Annotated in this window: 24 protein-coding genes and 2 tRNA genes; 7 read left to right on the top strand and 19 right to left on the bottom strand. The window is 71.4% G+C overall.

Going from position 1 to position 22,911, the window contains the following annotated elements:
- Nucleotides 1-108: 108 nt before the first annotated feature.
- Nucleotides 109-687 carry a hypothetical protein gene (locus ABZ860_RS03630; RefSeq protein WP_357214474.1) on the top strand — a complete coding sequence of 193 codons (579 nt, stop codon included), beginning with the start codon at nt 109-111 and terminating at the stop codon, nt 685-687.
- A 325-nt stretch (nt 688-1,012) separates the two neighbouring features.
- Entirely contained in the window at nt 1,013-2,152 is a 1,140-nt protein-coding gene (gene rho, locus ABZ860_RS03625) for a transcription termination factor Rho (RefSeq protein WP_357214472.1), read from the top strand.
- Here the strand turns inward: rho and ABZ860_RS03620 are convergent.
- The 5 genes from ABZ860_RS03620 to ABZ860_RS03600 form a co-directional block, all read right to left on the bottom strand.
- A complete protein-coding gene (locus tag ABZ860_RS03620) occupies nt 2,149-3,024 on the bottom strand; it encodes an aldehyde dehydrogenase family protein (protein ID WP_357214470.1) in 876 nt (291 codons plus the stop codon). The genes rho and ABZ860_RS03620 overlap by 4 nt on opposite strands.
- On the bottom strand, nt 3,017-3,247 hold the full coding sequence (locus tag ABZ860_RS03615; protein ID WP_357214468.1) for a hypothetical protein: 231 nt from the start codon (nt 3,245-3,247) through the stop codon (nt 3,017-3,019). Before ABZ860_RS03615 ends, ABZ860_RS03620 begins: the two co-directional genes overlap by 8 nt.
- Nucleotides 3,237-4,664 carry an aldehyde dehydrogenase family protein gene (locus ABZ860_RS03610; RefSeq protein WP_357214465.1) on the bottom strand — a complete coding sequence of 476 codons (1,428 nt, stop codon included), beginning with the start codon at nt 4,662-4,664 and terminating at the stop codon, nt 3,237-3,239. Before ABZ860_RS03610 ends, ABZ860_RS03615 begins: the two co-directional genes overlap by 11 nt.
- 15 nt (nt 4,665-4,679) lie before the next feature.
- On the bottom strand, nt 4,680-5,618 hold the full coding sequence (gene deoC, locus ABZ860_RS03605) for a deoxyribose-phosphate aldolase (RefSeq protein ID WP_079313790.1): 939 nt from the start codon (nt 5,616-5,618) through the stop codon (nt 4,680-4,682).
- An 80-nt stretch (nt 5,619-5,698) separates the two neighbouring features.
- Complete coding sequence (locus ABZ860_RS03600; RefSeq protein ID WP_357214462.1) at nt 5,699-6,259, bottom strand: CGNR zinc finger domain-containing protein; 561 nt, start codon at nt 6,257-6,259, stop codon at nt 5,699-5,701.
- A 61-nt stretch (nt 6,260-6,320) separates the two neighbouring features.
- Here ABZ860_RS03600 and ABZ860_RS03595 point away from each other — a divergent pair, with 61 nt between their 5' ends.
- The 3 genes from ABZ860_RS03595 to ABZ860_RS03585 all read left to right on the top strand — a co-directional run bounded on the left by ABZ860_RS03595 (nt 6,321) and on the right by ABZ860_RS03585 (nt 9,793).
- Nucleotides 6,321-6,479 carry a hypothetical protein gene (locus tag ABZ860_RS03595; RefSeq protein ID WP_357214459.1) on the top strand — a complete coding sequence of 53 codons (159 nt, stop codon included), beginning with the start codon at nt 6,321-6,323 and terminating at the stop codon, nt 6,477-6,479.
- Between the two features lie 149 nt (nt 6,480-6,628).
- Nucleotides 6,629-6,796, top strand: coding sequence for a hypothetical protein (locus ABZ860_RS03590; protein WP_357214456.1), 168 nt, complete (start codon nt 6,629-6,631; stop codon nt 6,794-6,796).
- Nucleotides 6,797-6,928: 132 nt separating this feature from the next.
- The gene (locus ABZ860_RS03585; RefSeq protein WP_357214454.1) at nt 6,929-9,793 is read left to right on the top strand and encodes an AAA family ATPase; all 2,865 of its coding nucleotides are present in this window, start codon (nt 6,929-6,931) and stop codon (nt 9,791-9,793) included.
- An 11-nt stretch (nt 9,794-9,804) separates the two neighbouring features.
- On the opposite strand, the gene ABZ860_RS03580 is transcribed toward ABZ860_RS03585, so the two are convergent.
- The 10 genes from ABZ860_RS03580 to ABZ860_RS03535 form a co-directional block, all read right to left on the bottom strand.
- Nucleotides 9,805-10,374, bottom strand: coding sequence for a TMEM165/GDT1 family protein (locus ABZ860_RS03580; RefSeq protein ID WP_357214452.1), 570 nt, complete (start codon nt 10,372-10,374; stop codon nt 9,805-9,807).
- A gap of 213 nt (nt 10,375-10,587) precedes the next feature.
- A complete protein-coding gene (locus tag ABZ860_RS03575; protein ID WP_357214449.1) occupies nt 10,588-11,637 on the bottom strand; it encodes a UDP-N-acetylmuramate dehydrogenase in 1,050 nt (349 codons plus the stop codon).
- 40 nt (nt 11,638-11,677) lie between these two features.
- Entirely contained in the window at nt 11,678-12,031 is a 354-nt protein-coding gene (locus ABZ860_RS03570; protein ID WP_357214446.1) for a hypothetical protein, read from the bottom strand.
- Between the two features lie 58 nt (nt 12,032-12,089).
- On the bottom strand, nt 12,090-12,518 hold the full coding sequence (locus ABZ860_RS03565) for a MaoC family dehydratase (RefSeq protein ID WP_357214444.1): 429 nt from the start codon (nt 12,516-12,518) through the stop codon (nt 12,090-12,092).
- Nucleotides 12,519-12,520: 2 nt separating this feature from the next.
- A complete protein-coding gene (locus tag ABZ860_RS03560; RefSeq protein WP_357214441.1) occupies nt 12,521-12,970 on the bottom strand; it encodes a MaoC family dehydratase N-terminal domain-containing protein in 450 nt (149 codons plus the stop codon).
- Between the two features lie 151 nt (nt 12,971-13,121).
- Nucleotides 13,122-13,286 (bottom strand): 50S ribosomal protein L33, encoded by a 165-nt coding sequence (gene rpmG / locus ABZ860_RS03555; protein ID WP_030510782.1) that lies wholly within the window; start codon nt 13,284-13,286, stop codon nt 13,122-13,124.
- Nucleotides 13,287-13,365: 79 nt separating this feature from the next.
- Nucleotides 13,366-13,439 (bottom strand) — tRNA-Met (locus ABZ860_RS03550).
- A 178-nt stretch (nt 13,440-13,617) separates the two neighbouring features.
- A tRNA-Thr gene (locus ABZ860_RS03545) sits at nt 13,618-13,690 on the bottom strand.
- A gap of 93 nt (nt 13,691-13,783) precedes the next feature.
- Complete coding sequence (locus ABZ860_RS03540; protein ID WP_357214438.1) at nt 13,784-14,233, bottom strand: hypothetical protein; 450 nt, start codon at nt 14,231-14,233, stop codon at nt 13,784-13,786.
- 59 nt (nt 14,234-14,292) lie between these two features.
- Complete coding sequence (locus ABZ860_RS03535; RefSeq protein WP_357214436.1) at nt 14,293-14,502, bottom strand: transposase; 210 nt, start codon at nt 14,500-14,502, stop codon at nt 14,293-14,295.
- A gap of 145 nt (nt 14,503-14,647) precedes the next feature.
- Between ABZ860_RS03535 and ABZ860_RS03530 the strand changes: the two genes are divergently transcribed.
- A complete protein-coding gene (locus ABZ860_RS03530; RefSeq protein WP_357214434.1) occupies nt 14,648-15,268 on the top strand; it encodes a hemerythrin domain-containing protein in 621 nt (206 codons plus the stop codon).
- Here ABZ860_RS03530 and ABZ860_RS03525 read toward each other — a convergent pair.
- Nucleotides 15,249-18,605 carry a BTAD domain-containing putative transcriptional regulator gene (locus ABZ860_RS03525; RefSeq protein WP_357214431.1) on the bottom strand — a complete coding sequence of 1,119 codons (3,357 nt, stop codon included), beginning with the start codon at nt 18,603-18,605 and terminating at the stop codon, nt 15,249-15,251. The two genes, ABZ860_RS03530 and ABZ860_RS03525, sit on opposite strands and share 20 nt — an antisense overlap.
- Before the next feature lie 20 nt (nt 18,606-18,625).
- Complete coding sequence (locus ABZ860_RS03520; protein ID WP_357214429.1) at nt 18,626-19,153, bottom strand: NlpC/P60 family protein; 528 nt, start codon at nt 19,151-19,153, stop codon at nt 18,626-18,628.
- Between the two features lie 209 nt (nt 19,154-19,362).
- On the opposite strand from ABZ860_RS03520, the gene ABZ860_RS03515 reads away from it, so the two are divergent.
- Nucleotides 19,363-19,698, top strand: a complete 336-nt coding sequence (locus tag ABZ860_RS03515) for an STAS domain-containing protein (RefSeq protein ID WP_357214426.1) — start codon at nt 19,363-19,365, stop codon at nt 19,696-19,698.
- Here ABZ860_RS03515 and ABZ860_RS03510 read toward each other — a convergent pair.
- Both ABZ860_RS03510 and bla read right to left on the bottom strand, forming a co-directional pair.
- Complete coding sequence (locus ABZ860_RS03510; protein WP_357214424.1) at nt 19,695-21,842, bottom strand: transglycosylase domain-containing protein; 2,148 nt, start codon at nt 21,840-21,842, stop codon at nt 19,695-19,697. The genes ABZ860_RS03515 and ABZ860_RS03510 overlap by 4 nt on opposite strands.
- A gap of 80 nt (nt 21,843-21,922) precedes the next feature.
- Nucleotides 21,923-22,837 carry a class A beta-lactamase gene (gene bla, locus ABZ860_RS03505; protein ID WP_357214421.1) on the bottom strand — a complete coding sequence of 305 codons (915 nt, stop codon included), beginning with the start codon at nt 22,835-22,837 and terminating at the stop codon, nt 21,923-21,925.
- Between the last annotated feature and the right edge of the window lie 74 nt (nt 22,838-22,911).

Genomic DNA, 22,911 nt, shown 5'->3' with positions numbered 1-22,911 from the left:
ACTCAAGCTGCCTAGTCCGCCGGGTCGTCGATTCGGCGGCATCTCGCCTGTGATCTTCCTCCGAGAGAGGGCATATAGGGAGGCAAAAGACCGTCCTTGGAGTCTCATATGGATATAGCGACCCTGCAGGCACAGACCCGCCTGTACCTGCGCCAGAAAATCACCATGATGGTGAACAGGTACGTCGTCCATGTGGCTCTCCCCGACGGTTCGGAAGGCGAGATCGTGGGCTTCGCCGAGCAGAAGCGGATGGCCCTCAAGGAGCAGGTGACGCTCTACACCGACGAGTCCCGGCAGGCGACGCTGGCCGGGTTCAAGGCGCGCAAGGTCCTCGACCTCGCCGGTGAGTACGACGTGGTGGACGACGCGGGCAACCCCCTCGGGACGTTCCGCAAGGACTTCGGCCGCTCGCTGCTCCGCTCGACCTGGCATCTCCAGCAGCCGGGACTGCCGACGCTGACCGGGCAGGAGCGGAACCTGGCGGTCGCCCTGCTGCGCCGGTTCTCCGACTCGCTGGAGTGGCTGCCGTACCACTTCGACTTCAGCATCGGCGCCTCGATCGCGTTCTCCGTGGACCGCAGGTGGGGCCTGCGCGACCGGTACGCCATCGAGATCCGCGACCCGCGCCTCGACCGCCGCCTGGTCATCGCCATGGCCGTGGCGCTCGACGCCCTCCAGGCCCGGTAGATCTCAGGGATTGCGGCGACAGTTGAGCCTGTTATAGTCAGCGACAAGCCGTATGGTTCTGGCTCCGCGGTCCGATGACCACCAGTCGACACTGATGAGCCCATACGCGCATCGCACGTATCGCACCAGCGTCTGTCAGCCACCGGTCGACGCAGCATCGGCCGACATGCGTTGAGACGCTGCGCCGGGAGGCGCCTTTCGGACCTCGCGAAGCCCGCTCCGCCGGGCCTTCGCCGCGGTCCCCGCTCCCTCCCGCCCTGCTCCGGCCGGACCGGACATCTCCCCACATCAGCGTGTACCTGCACCTCCCGGACCGAGGAGTCCCATGACCCACACTCTCAGCGTTCCCCAGCAGCGCAGCGCCTCCCGCGCCGCGCAGGCCCGTACGAAGAACACCCGGACCATCGAGGTCACCGGCCTGGTCGACCGATCGGGCAGGAACGCGGTCATCCGCGCGAACGGCTACCTGCCCGGCCCGAAGGACGTGACCGTCCCGGCCGCGCTCGTGGACGCGCTCGACCTGCGCCGCGGCGACCACGTCCGCGGCATCGCCCAGAACGGCATGCTCACCGCCGTCACGGTCGTGAACGGCGCGCCCGTGGACACCGCGCGGCCGCACTTCGCCGACCTCGTGCCGATCCACCCCGACGAGCGGCTGCGCCTGGAGACGACGCGCGACGTGCTGGCCACGCGGGTCATCGACCTGTTCGCGCCGATAGGCAAGGGGCAGCGCGGCCTGATCGTCGCCCCGCCGAAGGCCGGCAAGACGATGTTCCTCAAGGCCGTCGCGAACGCGATCACGACCAACCACCCCGAATGCCACCTCATCGTCGTCCTGGTGGACGAGCGGCCCGAGGAGGTCACCGACATGCGCGAGTCGGTCCGGGCCGAGGTGGTCGCCTCGACCTTCGACCGTGCGCCGCAGGACCACATCACCGCGGCCGAGCTCGCCGTCGAGCGGGCCAAGCGGCTCGTGGAGGCGGGCCGCGACGTGGTCGTGCTCATCGACTCGATCACCCGCCTCGGCCGGGCGTACAACATGGCCGCGCCGAGCGGCGGGCGCGTGCTGACGGGCGGCATGGACGCCCGGGCGCTGCACCAGCCCAAGAAGGTGCTCGGCGCCGCCCGCAACATCGAGGGCGGCGGCTCGCTCACGATCCTCGCCACCGCGCTGGTCGAGACCGGCTCGAAGATGGACGACAACCTCTTCGAGGAGTTCAAGAGCACCGGCAACATGGAGCTGAAGCTGAGCCGGAGCCTGGCCGACCGCCGCGTCTTCCCCGCCGTCGACGTCGTCGCCTCCGGCACGCGCCGCGAGGAACTGCTGCTCCACCCCGCGGAGCAGCCACTGATCTGGCGGCTGCGCCGGGCGTTGCAGGACCAGGAGGGGTTCGAACGCTTCCTCACCACACTGAAGAACACCGGCTCGAACGCCGAACTCCTCCTGGCCCTGGCGAAGGGCTAGACCCCGATCGGATGCCAGACGGTCTTGGTCTCCAGGAACGCCGTCATCCGCTCGATGCCGGGGTCGGCGAGCCAGTCCACGCGATCGGCCGGCGGCCGGAGCACCCGCTTGAGGTTCTCCGCGGCCAGTTCCTCACACGTGACGGCCAGCTCGGGGCCGGCGCCCGTCAGGTCGATGCCGTTGACGTCCATGTGGCCCGCGAGCCAGGGGGCGATCTCGGCGGCCGAGCCGGTGAGGATGTTCACCACCCCGCCCGGCAGGTCGGAGGTCGCCAGCACCTCGGCCAGCGTGATCGCCGGCAGCGGCGCGCGCTCGGAGGCGACGACCACGCAGGTGTTGCCGGTCACGATCACCGGCGCGATCACGCTGACCAGTCCCAGCAGCGGTCCCGCCGGCGGGGCCACCACCGCGACCACACCGGTCGGCTCCGGGCTCGACAGGTTGAAGTACGGCCCGGCCACCGGATTGGCCGACCCGAGGACCGCACCGATCTTGTCGGACCAGCCCGCGTACCAGACCAGCCGGTCCACCGCGGCGTCCACCAGCTCGCCCGCCTTCTTCGCGGAGACGCCGTCGGCGTCGGCGATCTCGGCCACGAACTGGGCGCGCCGGCCCTCCAGCATCTCGGCGATGCGGTACAGGATCTGGCCCCTGTTGTACGCCGTGGCGCCCGACCAGCCGGGGAACGCCTTCCGCGCGGCCGAGACCGCGTCCCTGGCGTCCTTACGCGAGGCCCTGGCCGCGTTGGCGAGGAAGTCGCCCTTGGAGGAGGTCACGACATACGACCTTCCGCTCTCCGAACGCGGGAACGCGCCGCCGATGAACAGCTTGTACGTCTTGCGCACGCTCAACCGTTCGGTGCGCTCACTCATCGAAGGTTCCAATCTCCAGAGGACGGGCCGGCTGATAGGTCTGGCCGCACCGGCACACGCCGCCGCGATGCGCGAACCAGCCGTGCCGTACGGCGAAGCGGCGGGAGCGGCGGCCCCGGGAGAAGCCCTCGCCGGCGCCGGCGCGGGCCCGCCGCACCAGGCGGCGGCGCTGCCCGTCGCCGCACCTGCCGGACGGCCGGCCGGAGGGATGATCACACCGCAAGGTAGGCCTCCAGACCGTGCCGCCCGCCCTCGCGGCCGTAGCCCGACTCCTTGTAACCGCCGAAGGGCGAGGTCGGATCGAACCGGTTGAACGTGTTGGACCAGACGACGCCGGCCCGCAGCCGGGACGCCGCCCACAGCATGAGGGAGCCCTTCTCGGTCCACACACCCGCCGACAGCCCGTACGGCGTGTTGTTGGCCTTCTCCACCGCCTCGGCGGGGGTGCGGAAGGTCAGCACCGACAGCACCGGCCCGAAGATCTCCTCCCTGGCGATCCGGTGCGACTGGGCCACGCCCGTGAAGACGGTCGGCGGGAACCAGTAGCCGCGGTCGGGGATCGGACAGGCGGGCGACCACCGCTCGGCGCCCTCGGCCTCCCCGGCCTCCGACAGCTCGCGGATCTTGGCGAGCTGCTCGGCCGAGTTGATCGCGCCGATGTCGGTGTTCTTGTCCAGCGGGTCGCCGAGCCTGAGCGTGCCGAGGCGCCGCTTGAGCGCCTCCAGCAGGTCGGCGGCGATCGACTCCTGCACCAGCAGCCGCGACCCGGCGCAGCAGACGTGGCCCTGGTTGAAGAAGATGCCGTTGACGATGCCTTCGACGGCCTGGTCCAGCGGCGCGTCCTCGAACACGATGTTGGCGGCCTTGCCGCCCAGCTCCAGCGTGAGCTTCTTGCGGGTGCCCGCGAGACTCCTGGCGATCAGGCGGCCGACCTCCGTCGAGCCGGTGAAGGCGACCTTGTCCACGCCGGGGTGGTTCACGAGCGCGGCGCCCGTCTCTCCGGCGCCGGTGACGATGTTGACGACCCCGGGCGGCAGGTCGGCCTGGCGGCAGATGTCGGCGAACGCCAGCGCGGTCAGCGGCGTGGTCTCGGCCGGCTTGAGCACGACCGTGTTGCCGCAGGCCAGCGCGGGCGCGATCTTCCAGGCCAGCATGAGCAGCGGGAAGTTCCACGGGATGACCTGCCCGGCCACGCCCAGCGGCCGGGGGTCGGGACCGAACCCCGCGTAGGAGAGCTTGTCGGCCCAGCCCGCGTAGTAGAAGAAGTGGGCGGCGACCAGCGGGAGGTCCACGTCGCGGGACTCCCGGATCGGCTTGCCGTTGTCGAGGGTCTCCAGGACGGCCAGCTCTCGCGCCCGTTCCTGGATGATCCGGGCGATCCGGAACAGGTACTTGGCCCGCTCCGCGCCCGGCATGGCCGACCAGACGGGAAACGCCTTGGCCGCGGCCTGGACCGCGCGGTCGACGTCGGCCTCCCCCGCCCACGCGACCTCCGCGAGCACCTCCTCGGTGGCCGGGTTGACGGTCTTGTGGCGCTCCTCGCCTTGCGGCTCGACCCACTCGCCGTTGATGAACAGGCCGTACGACGGCCGGATGTCGACGATGTCCCGCGACTCGGGCGCGGGTGCGTATTCGAACATGCCTCAGTCCAGCCCTCAGTCCAGCGTGAAGTAGTCGGGACCGGCGTACCGGCCGGTGGCCATCTTCTGCCGCTGCATGAGCAGGTCGTTCAGCAGCGAGGAGGCGCCGAGGCGGAACCAGTCGGGGTGCAGCCAGTCCGGCCCGGCGGTCTCGTTGACCAGCACCAGATACTTGATCGCGTCCTTGGTGGTGCGGATGCCGCCCGCGGGCTTCACGCCCACCTTGCGGCCGGTCGCGGCCAGGAAGTCGCGCACGGCCTCCAGCATGACGAGCGTCACCGGCAGCGTCGCGGCCGGCGACACCTTGCCGGTCGAGGTCTTGATGAAGTCCGCCCCGGCGATCATCGCGAGCCAGGAGGCCCGCCGCACGTTGTCGTACGTCGCGAGCTCGCCGGTCTCCAGGATCACCTTCAGATGCGCGTCGGCACAGGCTTCCTTGGTGGCGACGATCTCCTCGTACACCTTGAGGTAGTCGCCCGCGAGGAATGCACCGCGGTCGATGACCATGTCGATCTCGGCCGCTCCGGCCGCCACGGCGAGGGACGTCTCGGCGACCTTCACCTCCAGGGAGGATCGGCCGCTGGGGAACGACGTGGCGACGGACGCCACCTTCACGCCGGATCCGGCGAGCGCCTCGACGGCGGTCGCGACCAGGTCGGGGTAGACGCAGACGGCGGCGACCGGCGGCACCGACGCGTCGGCGGGGTCGGGCCGCACCGCCTTGGCGCACATCGCCCTGACCTTGCCGGGGGTGTCCGCGCCTTCCAGGGTGGTGAGGTCGACCATTCCGATGGCCATGTCGATGGCCTGCTTCTTGGCGGTCGTCTTGATGGATCGCGTGCCCAGCATCGCGGCCCGCGCGTCCGCCCCGACGCGGTCGACCCCGGGAAGGCCGTGCAGGAACGCCCGCAGCGTCGAGGGTGAGGAGGCGACCTCCGCGAGCGGAGTAGTCATAGTTGGCACGAGACCAGCATCCCCGACCACGAGGAATGATTCCAAACCCGGGGACCCGGCCTCTTGATCCTTGCCGCGGCTCAGGCGGAGGTGGAGGTCCGGCGGGCGCGGAAGGCGGCCACCGTGTTCCGGTTCAGACAGGCCTTGGAGCAGTAGCGCCTGCGGGGTCCCCGCGCGATGTCGGCGTAGACGCGCTCGCATCCGGCGTCGAGGCAGACGCCCAGGCGCTCCGCGCCGTACTCGCAGATCACGAAGGCGAGCCCGACCGCCGTGTTGGCCCTCACGCGGTCGACGAGCGCCGCCCCCGGCGGGCCGTAGTGCAGGTGCGGCCCCAAGCCGTGGTCGGAGATGTGCGGGCGCATGGGCGCCTCGGCCATCAGGGCGTTGAGCAGGTCGATCGCCCGCGCCTGGTCGGGCTCGGCGAACACCGGCCGGAGCCGGCGGGCCCAGTCGCGCAGCATCTGCGTCTCGTCCTCGGTGAGCGGCTCGTCCACCTTGAAGTTGTACGAGGCCAGCAGGGCCCGCAGCGTTTCGGCAGAGACGTCGCGGCCGCCCGTCGTGACGGCGTTGACCAGGGCCGCGGCCGTGCCCACGCCGTCGTTGCGGTAACCGGTCACCTCGGTGGGGCTGGTCCTCGTCATGCCCCCAACTGTAATCTAAATACTCAACCATTGAAATTACGGCGCGCATCGGAGGCCGGGAATGGATCTGAAGGCGTGTGACGTCTGCGGGCCGGCGGCGCAGCGGGAGATCCTCTCGGCGCACTCGACCTCGGTGGGGCTGGTGATCTACCTGCGCTGCGCGTGCGGAAGCGTGGGTGTCCGCCTGATCGCCTATGAGGGGGCGTGGCGGGAGTCCTAAGCCGTCGCCTTAGCCGCCTTAGGACTCCCCTTAGGGTCCTACGCCGCAGAGCCGTGCCAGAGATAGGGCATCCGCCCGATGTGTCGCACCACGCCTTAGACCGAACCTTGAGGAGTACGGAAAGAGACCCGAAACAAGGAGACACAGCGATGGGTCCCGAGCTCCACTACCAGGTAATGATCAGCCGGGCGGCCGAGCTTCAGGAGGAGGCCGCCGACCACCGCCGCGCCCGCCAGGCGCTGGCGGGCAGGAAGGCCCAGCAGCGCTCCGGCCAGCGCCGGCTGCGTGCGGCCTTCGGCAAGCTCCGCACCTCATGAGACGCGCACGAAGGCCCGGCCGGAGCCTCCCTCCCGGCCGGGCCTTTCAGCCGCCGTGAATCCCACAGGCCACAAGGGTCTGTCCGAAAAACCAGGCGAAGCCACGCAAAGGGTCATGACATGCTTGACGGCATGACACGCCGGGCGGTGAGCCCCGTCTTCGTCGGGCGGGGCGCGGAGCTTGAAACCCTGGGCGAGGCCTACGACCAGGCCAGAAAGCAGATGACCGCGGCGGTGCTCATCGGCGGCGAGGCGGGCGTGGGGAAGACCCGCCTCGCCGGCCGGTTCGCTGAGCAGGCCGCGCAGGACGGCGCCCACGTGCTCGTCGGGGGCTGCGTGGAACTGTCCGCCGAAGGGCTGGCCTACGCGCCGTTCACCGCCGCACTGCGGCAGCTCGTCCGGGAGTGCGGCGCGGCCGAGGTCGCCGCCCTCCTGCCCGACGGCGCCGCCCGCGACCTGGCCAGGCTGCTGCCCGAGTTCGGCGAGCCGAGCGGCGACGGGGAGACCGAGTCGGCCCGCGCCCGGCTGTTCGAGCTGATCCTCGCCCTGCTCGAGCGTCTCGCCGAGCGGCGGCCGGTGGTGCTCGTCATCGAGGACATCCACTGGGCCGACCGCTCCAGCCGGGACCTCATCGCCTTCCTCAGCCGCAACCTCAAGTCGGCCCCCGTCCTGATGGTCATGACGTACCGCTCGGACGAACTGCACCGCACCCATCCCCTGCGGCCGGTGCTGGCCGAGCTGGGGCGGGTCGACGGCGTGGTCCGGGTGGACCTGCCCCGCTTCACTCAGAACGAGGTCGCCGCGCAGATGGCCGGCATCCTCGGGGTGACCCCGGAGTTCGCCAAGGTGGACCGGGTCTTCGACCGCAGCGGCGGCATCCCGCTGTTCGTGGAGGCGCTGCTCGACTGCGGCGACGACTGCTCGTTCCCCGACTCGCTGCACGACCTGATCATCGGCTCGGTGGAGCGGCTGCCCGAGGAGAGCCAGCGGGTGCTCAGGATCGCCGCCGCCGGGGGCGTACGCGTCGGGCACGAGCTGCTCGCGGCGGTCAGCGGCCTGTCCGACGTTGAGCTGGAGAACGCGCTGCGGCCGGCCATCGCGGCCAACGTGCTGCAGGTGGCCGACGGCGGGGCCTACGCGTTCCGGCACGCGCTGATCCGCGAGGCGGTCCACGACGAGTTGCTGCCCGGCGAGCACGCGCGGATGCACGCGCGGTACGCCGAGGAGATCGACCGCGACCGCACCCTGGTGCCTCCCGGCCGGGCCGCCATCGAAATCGCCCACCACTGGTACTCCGCCCGCGACGACCTGTGGGCGCTGATCTCGGCCTGGGAGGCGGCGGAGAAGGCGGCCAAGTCGTTCGCCTACACCGAGCAGGTCCAGCTCCTCGAACGCGTGCTGACGCTGTGGGAGAAGGTCCCAGACGCCGCCGAGCGCATCGGCCACGACCACTGCACGGTCCTCGAGCGGGCCTCCGAGGCGGCGTACGTCAGCGGCGACATGGAGCAGAGCCTCAAGTACGTGCGCGGCGCGCTCGCCGAGCTGGACGAGCGGACCTCCCCCGAGCGGGTGGCCGAACTGCTGGTCCGCATGGCGAACATCAAGATTCAGAAGGGCAAGCCCGGCGGTCTGGAGGACCTGCGGCGGGCCGAACGGCTGGTCCCGCTGCCCGGCGACATCCGCACGCTCGTGCTGACCCGGCTGGGCACCGTGCTGATCAACTCGGACGAGATCGACGAGGGCACCGCGCTCACCGAGGAGGCCCTGCGCATCGCCCGCGAGACGGGCGACAAGGTGCAGGAGGCCGACCTCCTGATCAACCTCGCGCTCGGGCACTCGATCAACGGCGACCTGGAGACCGCTTTCGCGATCAACGAAGGCGCCCTGACTATCGGGACCCGGCTCGACTCGCCGCGCATCATCCTGCGCGCCCTGGCGAACAACGTCGACGCCCTGGACAACCTCGGCCGCTCGGAGGAGGCCGTGGCGCTCGCCCTCAAGGGTGAGAAGCTCTCCCGGCGATACGGCAGGTTCCGCCAGCACGGGGTGTTCATCGCCAACAACCGGGCGGAGGCGCTGGAGTCGCTCGGCCGGTGGGACGAGGCCGTCGAGATCATCGAGCGGTCACTGACGATGGGACCGACCCTGCGCAACCGGTGGCACATGCTGCGCGTCCGCGCCGACATCGCGATCGCACGCGGCGAGGAGGAGCTGGCGCAGGACATCCTCACCGAGGTCGGCGCCTTCTCCCCCCACCGGGACGAGCAGACACAGGAATGGACGAACAACACCCGCCTGGCCCTCGCCTGGCACCTGCTGCGCGGTGAGCCGCTGCAGGCCCTGACCGTCCTGGAAACGGCGCTGGACGATCCGCCGCTGTCGCGCAAGGCGATGCTCGCCGGGCGGCTGCTCGCCTCGGTCCGGTACGTCTGCGACGCGGGGGCTCCGGTCGCCCCCGATCGGGTGGCTCATGTCCGGGAGCTGGGCGACCGTCTGGCCGTCAACCTGGGCGACGGGCCGGTGAACGAGGCGTTCGGGCTGGTCTACCGGGGCGAGTTCGACGCGGCGGCCGAGGCGTGGCGGCGGCTGGACCGTCCGTACGTCCGGGCCAAGGCGCTGCTGCACGGCGCCATGGCCGCCGCGGCGAGCGGCGACCGCGAGGGGGCCACGGCACGTCTGCGCGAGGCCTGCCCGCTCGCGGTCGCGCTGCGCGCCGCCCCTCTGGTCACCCAGATCGAGACGCTGGCCCGCCGCGTCGGCTCGCCTCTCTCCGACGCCACGCCGTCCGAGCCCGTACGGCAGGCCGACCTGACCCCCCGCGAGCTGGAGGTGCTGCGCCTGGTGGCGGCCGGGCGCAGCAACCGGGACATCGCGGCCGAGCTGTTCATCTCGGCCAAGACCGTCAGCGTGCACGTGTCGAACATCCTGCCCAAGCTGGGCGTGTCGACCAGGGGCGAGGCGGCCGCCGCGGCCCACCGCCTGTCTCTCCTCGACTAGGAAGACGAGAGTCAGGCGAACAGGGGCTCGACGAGCAGCAGCACGCCGAAGACGGCGAACGCGGCGGCCGCGCCATACTTGATCCACTTCTCGGGCAGGCGCGTGCCGAGGAACCGGCCGACCAGGATGGCCAGCGCGTCGGCGGCGACCATGCCCACGGTCGAGCCGACCCACGTGCCGAACCAGCCGTGCTGGGTGGCCAGCGTGATGGTGGCGAGCATCGTCTTGTCGCCCAGCTCGCTGAGGAAGAACGCCACGGCGACGGCGATGAACGCGTTGCGGGTGCTCTTGGCCGCCTTGCCCTTCTCCTCCTCGGTGAGCTCGTCACCGCGCAGCGTCCACGCCGCGAAGGCGAGGAACGCGACGCCGGCGATGATCGAGATGGCGGTGGTCGGGAGGGCGTCGCCGACGACCCGGCCGAGGCCGACGCTGACGAGGTGGACGAGCGCGGTCGCGGCGGTGATGCCGGCCAGCACCGGCCCCGTCTTGAACCGGGTCGCGAAGGTCAGAGCCATGAGCTGGCTCTTGTCGCCCAGCTCGGCGACGAAGATGACAACGAGGGAGATCCAGAGGGCTTGCACGGGGTCGCCTTCCTCCAGGGGAGATGCGACCGGGCCGCCGTACGACACCCGGGGAGTTCGGGCACGACTTCGGCCCGGCAGCATGTGATCATGACTGTCGGGCCGAAGGTCTCGTCCGCCACGAGGGCTCCACGACCGGGCGTACGTGCCGCCAGTGTGTCGATCAGTGGATTTCGGACTACTCCCCTTCGGTGTTGCCCCAGTTTAACCGAGCTAAAGACTTACTCCCACCAGCACGGGCTCGTTGACCAGCCACACCCCGAACTTCTCGTGCACGCCGTCGCGCACCTCGCGGGCCAGCGCCAGCAGCTCGCCCGCGCCCGCCTCGCCGGTGGGGTTGGTGAGGGCCAGCGTGTGCTTGGTCGAGATGCGGACCCGGCCCTTCTCGTAGCCCTTGGGGAACCCGGCGTTCTCGATCAGCCACGCCGCCGGCACCTTGACCATGCCGTCGGGCGTGTCCCAGCGCGGATGGCCGGGGGCCCGCAGCGCCAGGGCCGCCGCCTCCTCAGGGCCGAGCACGGGGTTGGTGAAGAACGACCCGGCGCTGCGGGTGTCCGGATCGTCGGGGTCGAGCACCATGCCCTTGCCCCGCCGCAGCTCCAGCACGGCCTCCCGGGCCTCGGCCAGCGGCACCCGCGCGCCGATCTCCACCCCGAGCCGCGCGGCCAGCTCCTTGTAGGCCACGGGCCCCGACAGCGCGGAGCGCTCCAGCGCGTAGGTGACGGCCAGCACCACATGCCGGCCGGGGTCGTGCTTGAACGCGCTGTGCCGGTAGGCGAAGCCGCACTCGGCCGCCGTGAGGTCCCCCACCTCGCCGGTCTTCCGGTCGTACACCCGGACGACGACCACGGTCTGCGAGACGTCCTGCCCATACGCGCCGACGTTCTGGATCGGCGTGGAGCCCACCAGCCCGGGAACGCCCGACAGGCACTCGGCTCCCGACCAGCCCTCGGCCACGCAGCGGGCGACCAGAGCGTCCCAGTCCTCCCCCGCCTGCACGGTGACCAGCGCGCGGCCGTCCTCGACCGTCACGTCGACGCCCCGGGTGGCGACGCGCACCACGAGCCCGTCGAACCCGTCGTCGGACACCACCAGGTTGCTGCCGCCGCCGAGCACCAGGACTGGCTCGCCCTCACGGTCGGCCTCGGCCACGATCGCGACCAGCTCGTCCTGCGTCCGCGCCTGCGTGAACGCCCGGGCCGGTCCGCCCGTACGCAGCGTGGTGTACGGGGCGAGCGGCACCCCTGCCAACCGGTCAGCCATCGGTCTCCTCGCACCCGGAACATCCCGACGAACAGGATAGCTATCCGCGGTCCTCGCGCTCCGCCTCGGCGATCGACTCGTCGACCCTCGACGTGGCCGAACTGCCGTCCCACAGGAGCTGGGAGGCGACCACCGACGGCTCGCCCGAAGGGGTCAGCGCGGTCTCGATCGTCCCGCCGGGAGCGATGTCCCGCTTGACCTCGGCGATCTCTTCCGGGCCCGCGGCTCCGGCGGCCTCCCTGGCGTTCTCCGCCCGCGGGCGCGGCAACGCGCCGCCGTGGGCGTCGCCGGCCTTGCCGGGGTCCTGGGTCTCCGCGGCGACGCCGGCGACGTCGCCGTGCTCCCGCTGGGTGGTGACCGGCTCGTTCTTCGCTTCGATGTCTCGCTCGCTCACGATCCGACCGCTACCCAGCACCGCCACGGCCAATCAGGCCGGCCAGGACGGGGCGCGCTCAGGAGAGCTGGACCACCGCGCGGGCCTTGGACAGGACGCGGGAGTCGCCGGACCTCGCGGTCAGCGCCACGACGACGCGCTTGTCCTCACGCTTTTCCTCGACGATCCCGCTGATCGTGATCGTCGCGCCGTTGTCGTCGTCCGGCACCACGACCATGGAGGAGAACCGGACGCCGTACTCCACCACCGCACCGGGGTCGCCCGCCCAGTCCGTCACGAACCGGCCGCCCTGCGCCATCGTGTACATGCCGTGCGCGATGACGTCGGGCAGGCCGACCGCCTTGGCGTGCCGCTCGTTCCAATGGATGGGGTTGAAGTCGCCCGAGGCGCCGGCGTACCTCACCAGGTCCACCCGGCGGACCCGGTATTCGACGGCCGGGATCTCCTGGCCGGTCTCCACCTCGTCGTACTTGACCGTCGCCGCCATGATCAGGCCGCCCCTCCGCGCTCCACGATGATGTTGTACGTCCGGCAGACCAGCTCACCCGAGGTGGTCGAGACGTCGCTGCGCAGGGTCATGAACTCGTTGCGGCCGACGCTGCGGATCTCCGCGATGGTCGAGGTGCACACCAGCTCGTCGCCCGCGTGGATGGGCCGCTCGTACTCGAACCTCTGCTCGCCGTGCACGACCATCGCGAAGTTGAGCCCGAGGCCGGGATCGGCGAGCGCGTCACCGGTCCCGAGAAGGCTGAACACGATGGGGAACGTGGGCGGCGCGACGACGTCCGGGTGCCCGGCCGCCACGGCGGCCTGCCTGTCGTGGTAGATCGGATTGGAGTCGCCGATCGCGGTGGCGAACTCGCTGATCTTCACGCGGCTGACCTCGTAAGGCGCGGACGACTCGTACGTCCGCCCGACGAAATCGCGGTTCAAAGGCATCGGGCCGGGCTCCTTCGGATGAGCTGAGTAGGCCGTACCGTAACAGACCCACGCCGGCGGACACCGGTCCGCGCGCCGCTCCGGACACGACAAACCGGCGTCCCCGGAAGGGAACGCCGGTGTCGGAAGTGCATGCGGTCCGTGCCGCGACCTAGCGGGTCTCGCGGTGCGCCCGGTGCGTCTTGCAGTTGGGGCAGTACTTCTTCAGCTCAAGCCGATCCGGGTCGTTGCGCCGGTTCTTCCGCGTGATGTAGTTGCGGTGCTTGCACTCCTGGCAGGCCAGCGTGATCTTCGGCCTAACGTCTGCGGCAGCCACGTGGGAGTGCCTTTCTGCGTTCGGGACTACTGGACAACCCGCACCGGGGCCGCCTTCTTCAGGTGACCCGGCAGGGTAGTAGCGGAGGCCGGACTTGAACCGGCGACACAGCGATTATGAGCCGCTTGCTCTGCCTGACTGAGCTACTCCGCCTCGGCCGGAACTGGATCCGGCCACGCAAGGATACCCGACCTGTACGGCTATTCGCGCATCGGGATCAGCCATGATCGAGGTCGGTCTTCCGGTGAGAATGAGGCATCCCCACCAAGCCGAAAGCCCCACCCTGCAGCGCTCAGTCAGAAACGCTGCTTGGATAGGACTTTCCGGCTAGAGCCCCCAAACGGAATCGAACCGTTGACCTTCTCCTTACCATGGAGACGCTCTGCCGACTGAGCTATAGGGGCGGGTCCGCCTGCCGCTCTCGCGCTGCGGACAGGTGTAACCATACACGGCCACGGCGGTGTTCGCGAATTCGAATCTCCCCGCCGGCGCACGGCTCAGGGCGTCGGCAGCACCCCGGACAGGTCGGCCTCGGGACGGTGCAGGACGGGCACGTCGGCCGTCACCGCGTACCGGCTGAAGTAGCCCTTGCCCTTGACCGGGACGATGCTGCTCAGCGTCACCGTGGCGGCGTAGGGCGCGTCCGCGCACTCGGGCAGGCACCAGGTGCCGCTGAGCTTGCCGGCGCCGGTCGCCCGGGTCGGCCCCCAGGTCCGCCAGGTGACCCCGCTCATCGTGCTGAACTCCGAGAGCACGAGGTTCGCCGGCCGTTGCTCGGCCCTGCCCCGCTCGGAGTTCTGCAGGTTGAGCACGTACACCGGCGTCTCGGCCGCGGAGTCCGTGGGCGCCGACCCGCAGCCGGCGGCGGCGAGGCAGAGCGCGGTGACGGTGACGGCGGCGGCCAAGCAGGCACGCAGACGGACAGGCAGGCTGGCAGGCAGGCGCATCGATTCCCCCTCGGCACTCTGAGTGCCCAGGGCCCGCTGCTGTTACGCCTGTGAGCAGGCTACTTGACGGCCGTACGGGCGTCGGCGGCCCTGACGGGCAGCGGGATCACCTCGCAGAGGTCGGCGAGATCGACATACCGGGCGACCTCCTCGACCGAGAGACAGTCGGCGACCACCTGACCGTTGCGCCGCACCCGCAGCACCTGGCGGTCGCGCCGGTACGCGGGGACGATCTCGTATCCTTCCGGTCCCACCCATCGGCTGTCCATAGGGGAACAAGCTATCGGGTTCTCCCCACGGCTATCTCCCGTCCCATGGGAATCGTCTTAAGTAGGGTCTTAATCGACCCCAAGTGCCGGGCCGCACAGTGAGCGTGACGCACCACCGTCCCCCACGTTCACGAAGGGTCCTCCGATGTCCGACACCCCCAACCTGCTGGGCTTCCGCATCGCGCACCGGGCGATGCGCACCGACTCCCGGCGCCTCGCCGACGTCACCGCCGAGATCGCCGCGGGCCGGCAGCCGTGCGGCCCGGAGCGCGCCGCCGCCATCCGCGAGTACGCGACCAAGCTGTGCCGCGGCATCCACCACCACCACAAGGCGGAGGACGACCACCTGTGGCCGCTGCTCGTCCGCTCGGCGGGCGCCGAGATCGACCTGAGCGAGCTGAGCGAGGACCACTCCGAGCTCGACCCGCTGCTCGAGGAGATCCAGGCGGTCGCGGGCAACCCGGCCGAACTGGCCAAGCCGCTGCGCCGGCTGGCCGACCTGCTCGACGAGCACATCCAGGAGGAGGAGCGCACGATCTTCCCGATCATCATGCGGCACGTCTCCGGCGCGGACTGGGAGGAGATGGAGCAGCACGTCCGCAAGGGCGGCGACGTGCGTTTCGAGCTGCCGAGGATCGAGCAGCACGCGCGGCCGGAGGAGCTGGCGGAGCTGCGCAAGCTGGCCGGGCCCGTCCTCGTCGTGATGCTGGCGCTGATGCGCCGCGCCCACCTCCGGCGCGAGCGGCTCATCTTCGGTGCCGCGTGAGCGCCCGGCGGGCGGCCTCCTCCCAGTGCGGGGAGCCGACCTGCCGGGCGACCTCGGCGGCCCGCAGGTAGTGGGCCTCGGCGTCGCCGGGCCTGCCCAGGAAGGCCGCCAGGTCGCCGAGCGTGTGCGCGACCGGCCCGAGCGTGACCGAGCCCGAGTGCAGCCCGGCCAGCTCGCCGTCGGACGCCAGCAGCAGGCGGTAGCACTCCTGCGCCGCCGCCCGGTGACCGAGCGCGATCGCGTTGTCCGCGCGCAGGGACATGAACACCAGCCAGTAGTAGTCCCGGCGGGGAACGCGCGCGGAGGCCCACACCGTGCGCGCCTCCTCCAGACGGCCGGCGCCGACGAGCGCCCGCGTGTACAGCTCGCCCACGTCCTGCGGCAGGCGTTCCCACAGCGCGGCGAGCTCCTCCACCGACTCGTGGACCCGCCCCGCCGCCAGCTTGACCACGAAGCGGCCGACCGTCCCCACCATCGCGCCGTTGGCGTCACCGGTGCCGGCCAGCCGCTCTCCGAGCTGCGTGTAGACGCTCTCGGCCCGCTCGAACTCGCCCCTGACCAGCAGGTGCAGGGCGTCGAGGAAGGCCAGGATGCCGAGGGCCAGGCCGAGCTGGCCGCTCGTGGACAGCTCCATGGCCTTGTCGGCGTGCCGGCGGGCCGTGGTCCAGTCGTTGCGGCTGAGCGCGGCCATGAGCAGCGAGAAGTGGCCGAGCGTCTGGTAGCCGAGAAGCCCGGCGGCGGCCGAGGCGGCCAGCAGGTCATGCCCGAGCGTTTCCAGGTCGTCCCGCCTGTCCGGGGTCAGGCAGACCCAGTAGCGGCCGTTGAGCGCCATGCACCGCAGGCGGAGGTCGCCGAGGGCGTCCGCGATCGCCAGCGCCTCCGCACTGGCCGCCTCGATGCGCTCCGCGTCGTGTCCTTCGAGCGCGTGGCAGAGGGCGACGAGCATCCGGCAGCGCAGCTCCCCCGCCTCCGCGGGCAGCGACTCCTCGATCGCCGCGACGAGATCGGCGTCGAGCACGCGGTCGGGCTGGATGGTCCAGATGACCGGCGCGTCGAGTGAGGCCACCGCCCGCGCCACCGCCGCCCGGTTCCCCGTCCGGCGGGCCACCGCGAGGGCCTTCGTCCGGTTGCGCACCGCCGTGATCACGTCGCCCGCGTGCGACTGCGCGGACACCAGGCGGCACAGGAGGTCGAGGCGGACGTCCCGGGACGCGTCGTCTGCCCCTTCGCTCACCAGGTCGAGCGCGCCCAGCGCGCCCTCCAGCAGCGCCGCCGCCTCCTTGTGCGCGTACAGCGCGCTCGCCTGCCCGGCGGCCCGCGCCGCGTACTCCGCCGCCGTGAGGGCCGTCGCGGTGGTCGCGGCGGCGAGCGCGTGGTGCCCGAGCGCCCCCACGTCGCCGGGGCGCACCCGCTCGAGCGCCGCCAGGACCTTGCCGTGCATGCGCGTACGGCGCAGCCGCGGGATGTCCTCGTACAGCGTCTCGCGGACGAGCACATGGGCGAACCGGACGCGGCCGGCGCGCGGCTCCTCGAGCAGGCCGGACAGCACACCCGCCTCCAGGCCGTCGAGCACGGTCTCCTCGTCGGCCCCCGGCATGGCGATCAGCACGTCCGCGTCGGCCTCCCGGCCGAGAACCGCGGCGTTGCGCAACGTCGTCCGGGCCGTCGCGGGCAGCCGGGCGAGACGCCGGCGGATGAGGTCGCGCACGCCGGGCGGCAGCGCGTGGGCCGCCGACGGGCCGTCCACCGCGAGCAGCCGGGCCGTCTCCGTCACGAACAGCGGGTTGCCGCCGGTGCGCTCGGTGACCGTGCGCACCGTGGCCTCGTCGACCTCCGCGCCGGAACGCTCCGCGAGCAGGCGGGCCACCTCGCGTTCGCCGAGACCGCCCAGGGTGATGTTCTCCACGGCCTGCACGGCGAGCGCCGCCCCGGTGGTGGTGAGGTCGTCGCCCGCCTCGGCGGGCCGGTGTGTCAGCAGGACGAGGACCGGCGTCCGCGTCAGGCGGCCGGCCAGGTGGCGCAGGAGCTGGAGGGTCTCCTCGTCGGCCCGGTGCACGTCCTCCAGCACGATCAGGAGCGGTCCCGGCACGCCCTCCAGGTAGTCGCCGGCCGCCCGGGCCAGCCAGAACTGGCCCACCGGCGCGGCGTCATCGGTCAGCAGGGGCGCCAGCCGGGCCGCGGTCCCGGGTTCGGGCGGGCAGGTCGCCGACAGCTCGCGCAGCACCTCGCTCCACGCCCACGCGGGCGGCACGCCGCCGGTCGTCTCGGGGCAGCGCCCGACCACGGTCTGCCAGCCGTCCGCCGCCAGGCGCCGTACGAGCGCGTCGGCCAGCGTGCTCTTGCCCGAGCCCGCCTCGCCGCCCAGCCAGGCGATGCGGAAACCGGCCCGGGCCCGCTCCGCCGCGGCGGCCAGCCGGGACAGCTCGGCCGTACGGCCGACGATGCGGACGGGTTCAGGGCCCGACGTAGGCGCGGGAGCCGGAACCACGGAGGCCGGAACCACGGAGGCCGGAACCACGGAGGCCGGAACCACGGAGGCCGCAACCATGGGGGCCCGGACCGCAGGGGGCGCGTCGAGCGACTCCGCCTGCGCGAGGATGTCCGCCTCCAGCGCGCGCAGTGCGGGCCCGGGATCGACGCCGAGCTGGTCGGCGAGCAGGGCGCGGGTCCTGCGCAGGACCGCCAGCGCCTCCCCCTGCCGACCGGCCCGGTAGTAGGCGAGTGCGAGCAGCCGTACGGCGTTCTCGCGCAGGGGATGAGCGGTGAGGTGACGCTCCAGCTCGGGGACGACCTCGGCGTGGCGGCCGAGCGCGAGCCCCGCCTCGGCGCGGTACTCCACCGCGACCGCCCGGAGCTCGTCCAGGTGGACCACCTCGGGGACGGCCCACTCCTCCTCGACGAACTCCGCGTACGCCTGGCCGGTCCACAGCGCCAGGGCCTCGTCCACGACCTCGAGCGCCCGCGCGTGCCGCCCCTCGGTGAGCAGGCCGGCGGCGGACTCGACCAGCCGGGGGAAGCGCCAGGCGTCCACGTCGCCGGGCTCCAGCGCCAGCCGATAGCCGGGAGGAGCGCTCACCAGCACGCGGGCGGCGGCGCGGGGGGCGCGGCCCGGCTCCAGTGCCCGCCGCAGGTTGGAGACATAGACCTGGAGCGCGCCCAGCGCGCGCGGCGGCGGCTGGCCCCTCCACAGGTCGTCGACGAACCGGTCGGTCGACACCACGTGTCCCTGGGCGCAGACCAGCCGGGCCAGGACGGCGCGCTGGAGCGAGGTCCCGAGGTCCGCCGGGCGCCCGTCGACCTCCGCCGTGATCCGCCCCAGAACCCGCAGTCTCACCATGACGGGGGCAAGCATAGGGATCAGGCTCGGTAGTGGTAGTAACCGAGCAGATCGTCCAGCGCGGACACGTCGTCCATGCGGATGCGTGTCCCGGTGGCGAACGCGTTGATCATCTTTCCTCCGCCGACGTAGACCCCGACGTGGTGGGTCCTGCCGGGCCTGCCGTAGAAGACCAGGTCGCCGGGCTGCGGCACGCCGACCCTGCGCAGCCGGCCGATGTGGTCGTCGGTGTTGCCGGGGCCGAGCACGTCGTCGCCGAACGCCAGGTCGTACACCCAGCGGGTGAAGCCCGAGCAGTCGAGGCCGCGCGTCCGGCTCGCCGGGCAGGGCTTGACCGAGCCGCTGTAGCCCCGGCAGGTCCCCTTCGAGGGCCCCGGCCGCGCCGCGTGTCCCCCGCCCCACGAGTACGGCAGGGCACCCTGCGCTGCGTACGCGACGGCGACGGCCCTGCTCAGCTCCTCGTTGAGCGGCGCGGATCCCGCGGCGGCCAGCGCGACGACGCCTCCGATCAGAACCAGCCGGCGCCTCAGCGCGCGGTTAACCCCCATGGATCGTGACAATAGCCACTCGACTCCTTCGTGGCCATGGAAGCTTTGCTTCACGCGATCGACGCAACGGAGGGGGATTGTTACGCTGAGTGCGGCTCAGCTCGTACGTTCATCGGCGTGTCGGTCGAAGCGCTTCGTCGGTCGCCCCGGACCTCCCCGTCCTGCTCCCCCGGTGGTCCCCGGCGCCAAGGAGAGCGAAGGGAACCACCGTGGAGACGTGGACGGCACAATCCCCTTCCCCCACCCGCTGGTGGGTGCTCGGACTGCGCGGAGAGCTGGATCTCCACGCGGTGCGGCACCTGCGTGAACCGCTGCTCGCCCAGATCGAGGCCCACGGCCCGTGGCTGGCCCTCGACCTCAGCGAGGTGCGGTTCATCGACACCACGGGCGTGGGGCTGCTCGTGCGCCTGGTGCACAACCTGCGCGACAGGAACGGCGACCTGGCCCTCATCGCGCCGGCCGGCCAGGTGCTGCGGATCCTCCGCTGGACGAACCTGACCCGGCTGTTCCGCGTCCTCGACACGGCCGACGCGCTGGACGACTAATTGGGCAGGATCGTCACCGGCGTGTCGCCGCCTCCCGTCGGGCCGTCGCCCCCCGTCGGAGGCGTCACGGACACCAGCCCCCGGCAACTGTCGCCACAGCCGCCGAACCGCTCGCTGTCGACCGGCGTGAAGTCCGTCGCCGGCACGCCGCGCAGGGCCCTCAGCATGGTGTCCTTCCAGATCGGGCCGGGGATGCTGGCGCCGAAGACCGAGCCGTAGTAACGGCCCCCGATGGTGACGCCGTTCAGCTTGTACTTCTGGGCGCCGCGCGGATCGCCGACGCTGACCGCGCCCGCCAGGTCGGGGGTGAACCCGGCGAACCAGGCGGAGGAGGAGTTGTCGTTGGTCCCGGTCTTGCCCGCCGCGTCACGCCCGATGCCACCGACCGAGGCCATCGTGCCCTTGGTCAGGACGCCGGACAGCACGTGCGCCGCCGCGTCCGCCACCTCGGGGTCGAAGGCCTGGCGGCACTTCGGCTTGTAGTCGGTGGTCTTGCCGGTGCTGTCGGTGATCCGCGTGATCGCCATCGGCGCGCAGTACTTGCCGCGCGCGCCGATCGCGGCGTAGGCGTTGGCGACCGTCACCGGGTCCATCTCGTTGATGCCGAGCGTGAACGTCTCGTACTCCTGGAGCGGGGCGCCGTCGGCGCGGTGGATGCCCAGCGACTTGGCCGTCTTGACCACCTCGCAGAGCCCGACGCGGCGCTCCAGCTCCATGAAGAACGTGTTGACCGAGTGCCAGGTGCCGGTCTGCAGGGTCAGCCAGCCGGGCGCTCCCTCGTCGTTGGTGACCGTGAAGCCGGTCTCGCCCACGTTCGTGCCGTCACAACTCTTGAACGCCGTGGAGGACGGTGCGGTGTAACCGGCGCCCGCGCTGAACCCGTCGTTGACCTTCATGCCCTGCTTCAGCGCGGTGAGCAGGGTGAACGTCTTGAAGGTCGAACCTGCCTGGAAGCCGATGCCGCCGCCGTGCGCGACGTCGGCCACGAGGTTGTAGGACACCTCGTTCTTGCTCTTGCGCGTCCCGTACGGACGGCTCGCGGCCATCGCCTTGATCGCCCCGGTGCCGGGCTGGACCAGCGCCTCGGCGGCCACGGGGTTGTCGGTCGGGTGGACCCACTTCCTGATCGCCTTGTCGGCGGCGGCCTGCATCGTGGGGTCGATCGTGGTCTTGATGGTCAGGCCGCCGCGGTTGAGGAACGCCAGGCGCTGCTTGGCCGTCTTCCCGAAGTCGGGGTTGCTGAGGATCTCGTTGCGCACGTAGACGCAGAAGTACGGATATGTGCTCGACTCGCAGCCGCCGGGCAGCGGGGTCCCCTTGTAGCCGAGCCTGGCCTTCTTCGCCTGAGCCGCCTGATCCTTGGTGATCTTGCCCAGCTCGGCCATCCGGTCGAGCACGACGTTGCGCCGCTTCAGCAGCCGGTCGCGGCTGGTCTTGCCGAGGTTGGGGTCGGTGGCGTTGGGGTCCTGCACCGCTCCCGCCAGCGTCGCCGCCTGCGGCAGTGTCAGCTCGCTCGCGTCGACCCCGAAGAACCGCTTGGCCGCGGCCTCGACGCCGTACGCACCCGCGCCGAAGTAGGCGATGTTGAGGTACTTCTCCAGGATCTGGTCCTTGGAGTACTTCTGCTCCACGCCCATCGCGTAGCGCAGCTCGTTGAGCTTGCGGGCGTAGCTGGCCTCCAGGGCCTTGTTCTTCTCCGCCTCGGTCTGGGCGGCGTTGAGCAGCACCTGCTTGACGTACTGCTGGGTGATGGAGGAGCCGCCCTGAGCCACCCTGTCCGACTGCAGGTTCTTCGCCAGGGCGCGGAGGGTGCCCTCGATGTCGATCGGGCCGTGCTCGTAGAACCGGTAGTCCTCGATCGAGATGATGGCCGTCTTCATGATGTCGGCGATCTCGTCGAGCGGGACGACCTCGCGGTACTGCTCGTAGAACCGCGCGATCTCGTGGCCCTTCACGTCCTGCACGACGGAAACCTGCGCCAGCGGAGGCTCGGCGAGGTCCCGGGGCTCGAGGCCCACGTCCTCCACGGCCGACACCAGCCCGACGCCCGCGCCTCCGACCGCCGGCAGCGCGATCCCCGCGACCAGCACGCCCGCCGCCGCTCCCATGGCGGCCAGACGCAGCACCTTCCCCGTGGCGTTCACACGAACCTCCCCCAAATGGCTATAGACAAGGTTATGGGGCCGTAAAGCGCGATCGGCCCCATAACGCGGTAACGCGGTATTTACGAGAGCCGGCCGAGGCCGCGCGCGAGCACGGTCGCCGCCCGCGCGATGACCGTGTTGTCGACCGCGCCGTCGGCGGCGAGGCGGGCGGTGTAGATCGCCATGATGATCGGGGCGGCGCCCTTGGCCGGCCAGACGACGGCGATGTCGTTGGCGGTGCCGTACGTGCCGCCGGTGCCGGTCTTGTCGCCGACGATCCACGTCGCGGGCAGCCCCGCGCGGATGCGCGCGTCCCCGGTGGTGTTGTCGCGCAGCCACCCGATCAGCCGGGAGCGGTCCTTCGCGCCGAGCGCGTCGCCGACGGTAAGCGCGCGCAGGTCGCGGGCGACGGCCGCGGGCGTGGTGGTGTCCCGCTTCTCCTTGGGCGACCACTCGTTCAGCTCGGTCTCCCAGCGGTCCAGCCGGGAGACCGGGTCCTTGAGCGTGCGGAAGTAGCGGGTGAGCCCGTCGGGACCGCCGATCCGCTTCAGCAGCATGTTGCCGGCGGTGTTGTCGCTGTAGATGATCGCGGCCCGGGCCAGCTCCGCGAGGGTCATGCCGTCCTCGACGTGCTTGCTCGTCTCCGGCGAGTTCGGCTTCACCTCGCCGGCCGTCCAGTGGACGATCTTCCGCGTCAGCTCCCGGTCGGTGGTGCGGTCCAGCACCGCCGCGGCGGCCACCGCCTTGAAGGTGGACAGCAGCGCGAACCGCTCGCCCGCCCGATAGCCGATCGTCCTCCCGGTGGCCGTGTCGATCGCGTACGCGCCGATGCGGCCCTTGAACGAGGTCTCCAGCGCGCGCAACGCGGCGGCCACGTCCGTCCGGGGCGCGGCGGCGGTGGCGGCGGTGGCGGGGGTCGCCGCGGGAACGGCGCCGGCCAGGAGGGCGACCGTGATCACGGCGGCTTTCAGCGTGACCGGCAGGGTTCGTGTCATGGCGTGTCCTTGCTCTCGTCCGTCACAGATGCGTCAGACGCAGGAGCAAAGCAAAAGGTTCAGAACATGTCCAA

This window comes from Microbispora sp. NPDC046973 (assembly GCF_040644495.1).
Taxonomy (GTDB): Bacteria; Actinomycetota; Actinomycetes; order Streptosporangiales; family Streptosporangiaceae; genus Microbispora.
Note: the sequence above shows the minus strand (reverse complement) of the source record. Positions and strands in the feature narration are given on the sequence as shown.

What these genes read in the sequence shown, in the direction of transcription:
- ABZ860_RS03620 (WP_357214470.1), bottom strand. Translation starts at nt 3,024, where the DNA reads ATGAGTGAGCGCACCGAACGGTTGAGCGTGCGCAAGACGTACAAGCTG.
- ABZ860_RS03560 (WP_357214441.1), bottom strand. Translation starts at nt 12,970, where the DNA reads ATGCCTTTGAACCGCGATTTCGTCGGGCGGACGTACGAGTCGTCCGCG.
- ABZ860_RS03585 (WP_357214454.1), top strand. Translation starts at nt 6,929, where the DNA reads ATGACACGCCGGGCGGTGAGCCCCGTCTTCGTCGGGCGGGGCGCGGAG.
- ABZ860_RS03595 (WP_357214459.1), top strand. Translation starts at nt 6,321, where the DNA reads ATGGATCTGAAGGCGTGTGACGTCTGCGGGCCGGCGGCGCAGCGGGAG.
- deoC (WP_079313790.1), bottom strand. Translation starts at nt 5,618, where the DNA reads ATGACTACTCCGCTCGCGGAGGTCGCCTCCTCACCCTCGACGCTGCGG.
- ABZ860_RS03535 (WP_357214436.1), bottom strand. Translation starts at nt 14,502, where the DNA reads ATGGACAGCCGATGGGTGGGACCGGAAGGATACGAGATCGTCCCCGCG.
- ABZ860_RS03610 (WP_357214465.1), bottom strand. Translation starts at nt 4,664, where the DNA reads ATGTTCGAATACGCACCCGCGCCCGAGTCGCGGGACATCGTCGACATC.
- ABZ860_RS03525 (WP_357214431.1), bottom strand. Translation starts at nt 18,605, where the DNA reads ATGGTGAGACTGCGGGTTCTGGGGCGGATCACGGCGGAGGTCGACGGG.
- ABZ860_RS03600 (WP_357214462.1), bottom strand. Translation starts at nt 6,259, where the DNA reads ATGACGAGGACCAGCCCCACCGAGGTGACCGGTTACCGCAACGACGGC.
- ABZ860_RS03520 (WP_357214429.1), bottom strand. Translation starts at nt 19,153, where the DNA reads ATGGGGGTTAACCGCGCGCTGAGGCGCCGGCTGGTTCTGATCGGAGGC.
- rho (WP_357214472.1), top strand. Translation starts at nt 1,013, where the DNA reads ATGACCCACACTCTCAGCGTTCCCCAGCAGCGCAGCGCCTCCCGCGCC.
- ABZ860_RS03575 (WP_357214449.1), bottom strand. Translation starts at nt 11,637, where the DNA reads ATGGCTGACCGGTTGGCAGGGGTGCCGCTCGCCCCGTACACCACGCTG.
- ABZ860_RS03565 (WP_357214444.1), bottom strand. Translation starts at nt 12,518, where the DNA reads ATGGCGGCGACGGTCAAGTACGACGAGGTGGAGACCGGCCAGGAGATC.
- ABZ860_RS03630 (WP_357214474.1), top strand. Translation starts at nt 109, where the DNA reads ATGGATATAGCGACCCTGCAGGCACAGACCCGCCTGTACCTGCGCCAG.
- ABZ860_RS03590 (WP_357214456.1), top strand. Translation starts at nt 6,629, where the DNA reads ATGGGTCCCGAGCTCCACTACCAGGTAATGATCAGCCGGGCGGCCGAG.
- ABZ860_RS03530 (WP_357214434.1), top strand. Translation starts at nt 14,648, where the DNA reads ATGTCCGACACCCCCAACCTGCTGGGCTTCCGCATCGCGCACCGGGCG.
- bla (WP_357214421.1), bottom strand. Translation starts at nt 22,837, where the DNA reads ATGACACGAACCCTGCCGGTCACGCTGAAAGCCGCCGTGATCACGGTC.
- ABZ860_RS03540 (WP_357214438.1), bottom strand. Translation starts at nt 14,233, where the DNA reads ATGCGCCTGCCTGCCAGCCTGCCTGTCCGTCTGCGTGCCTGCTTGGCC.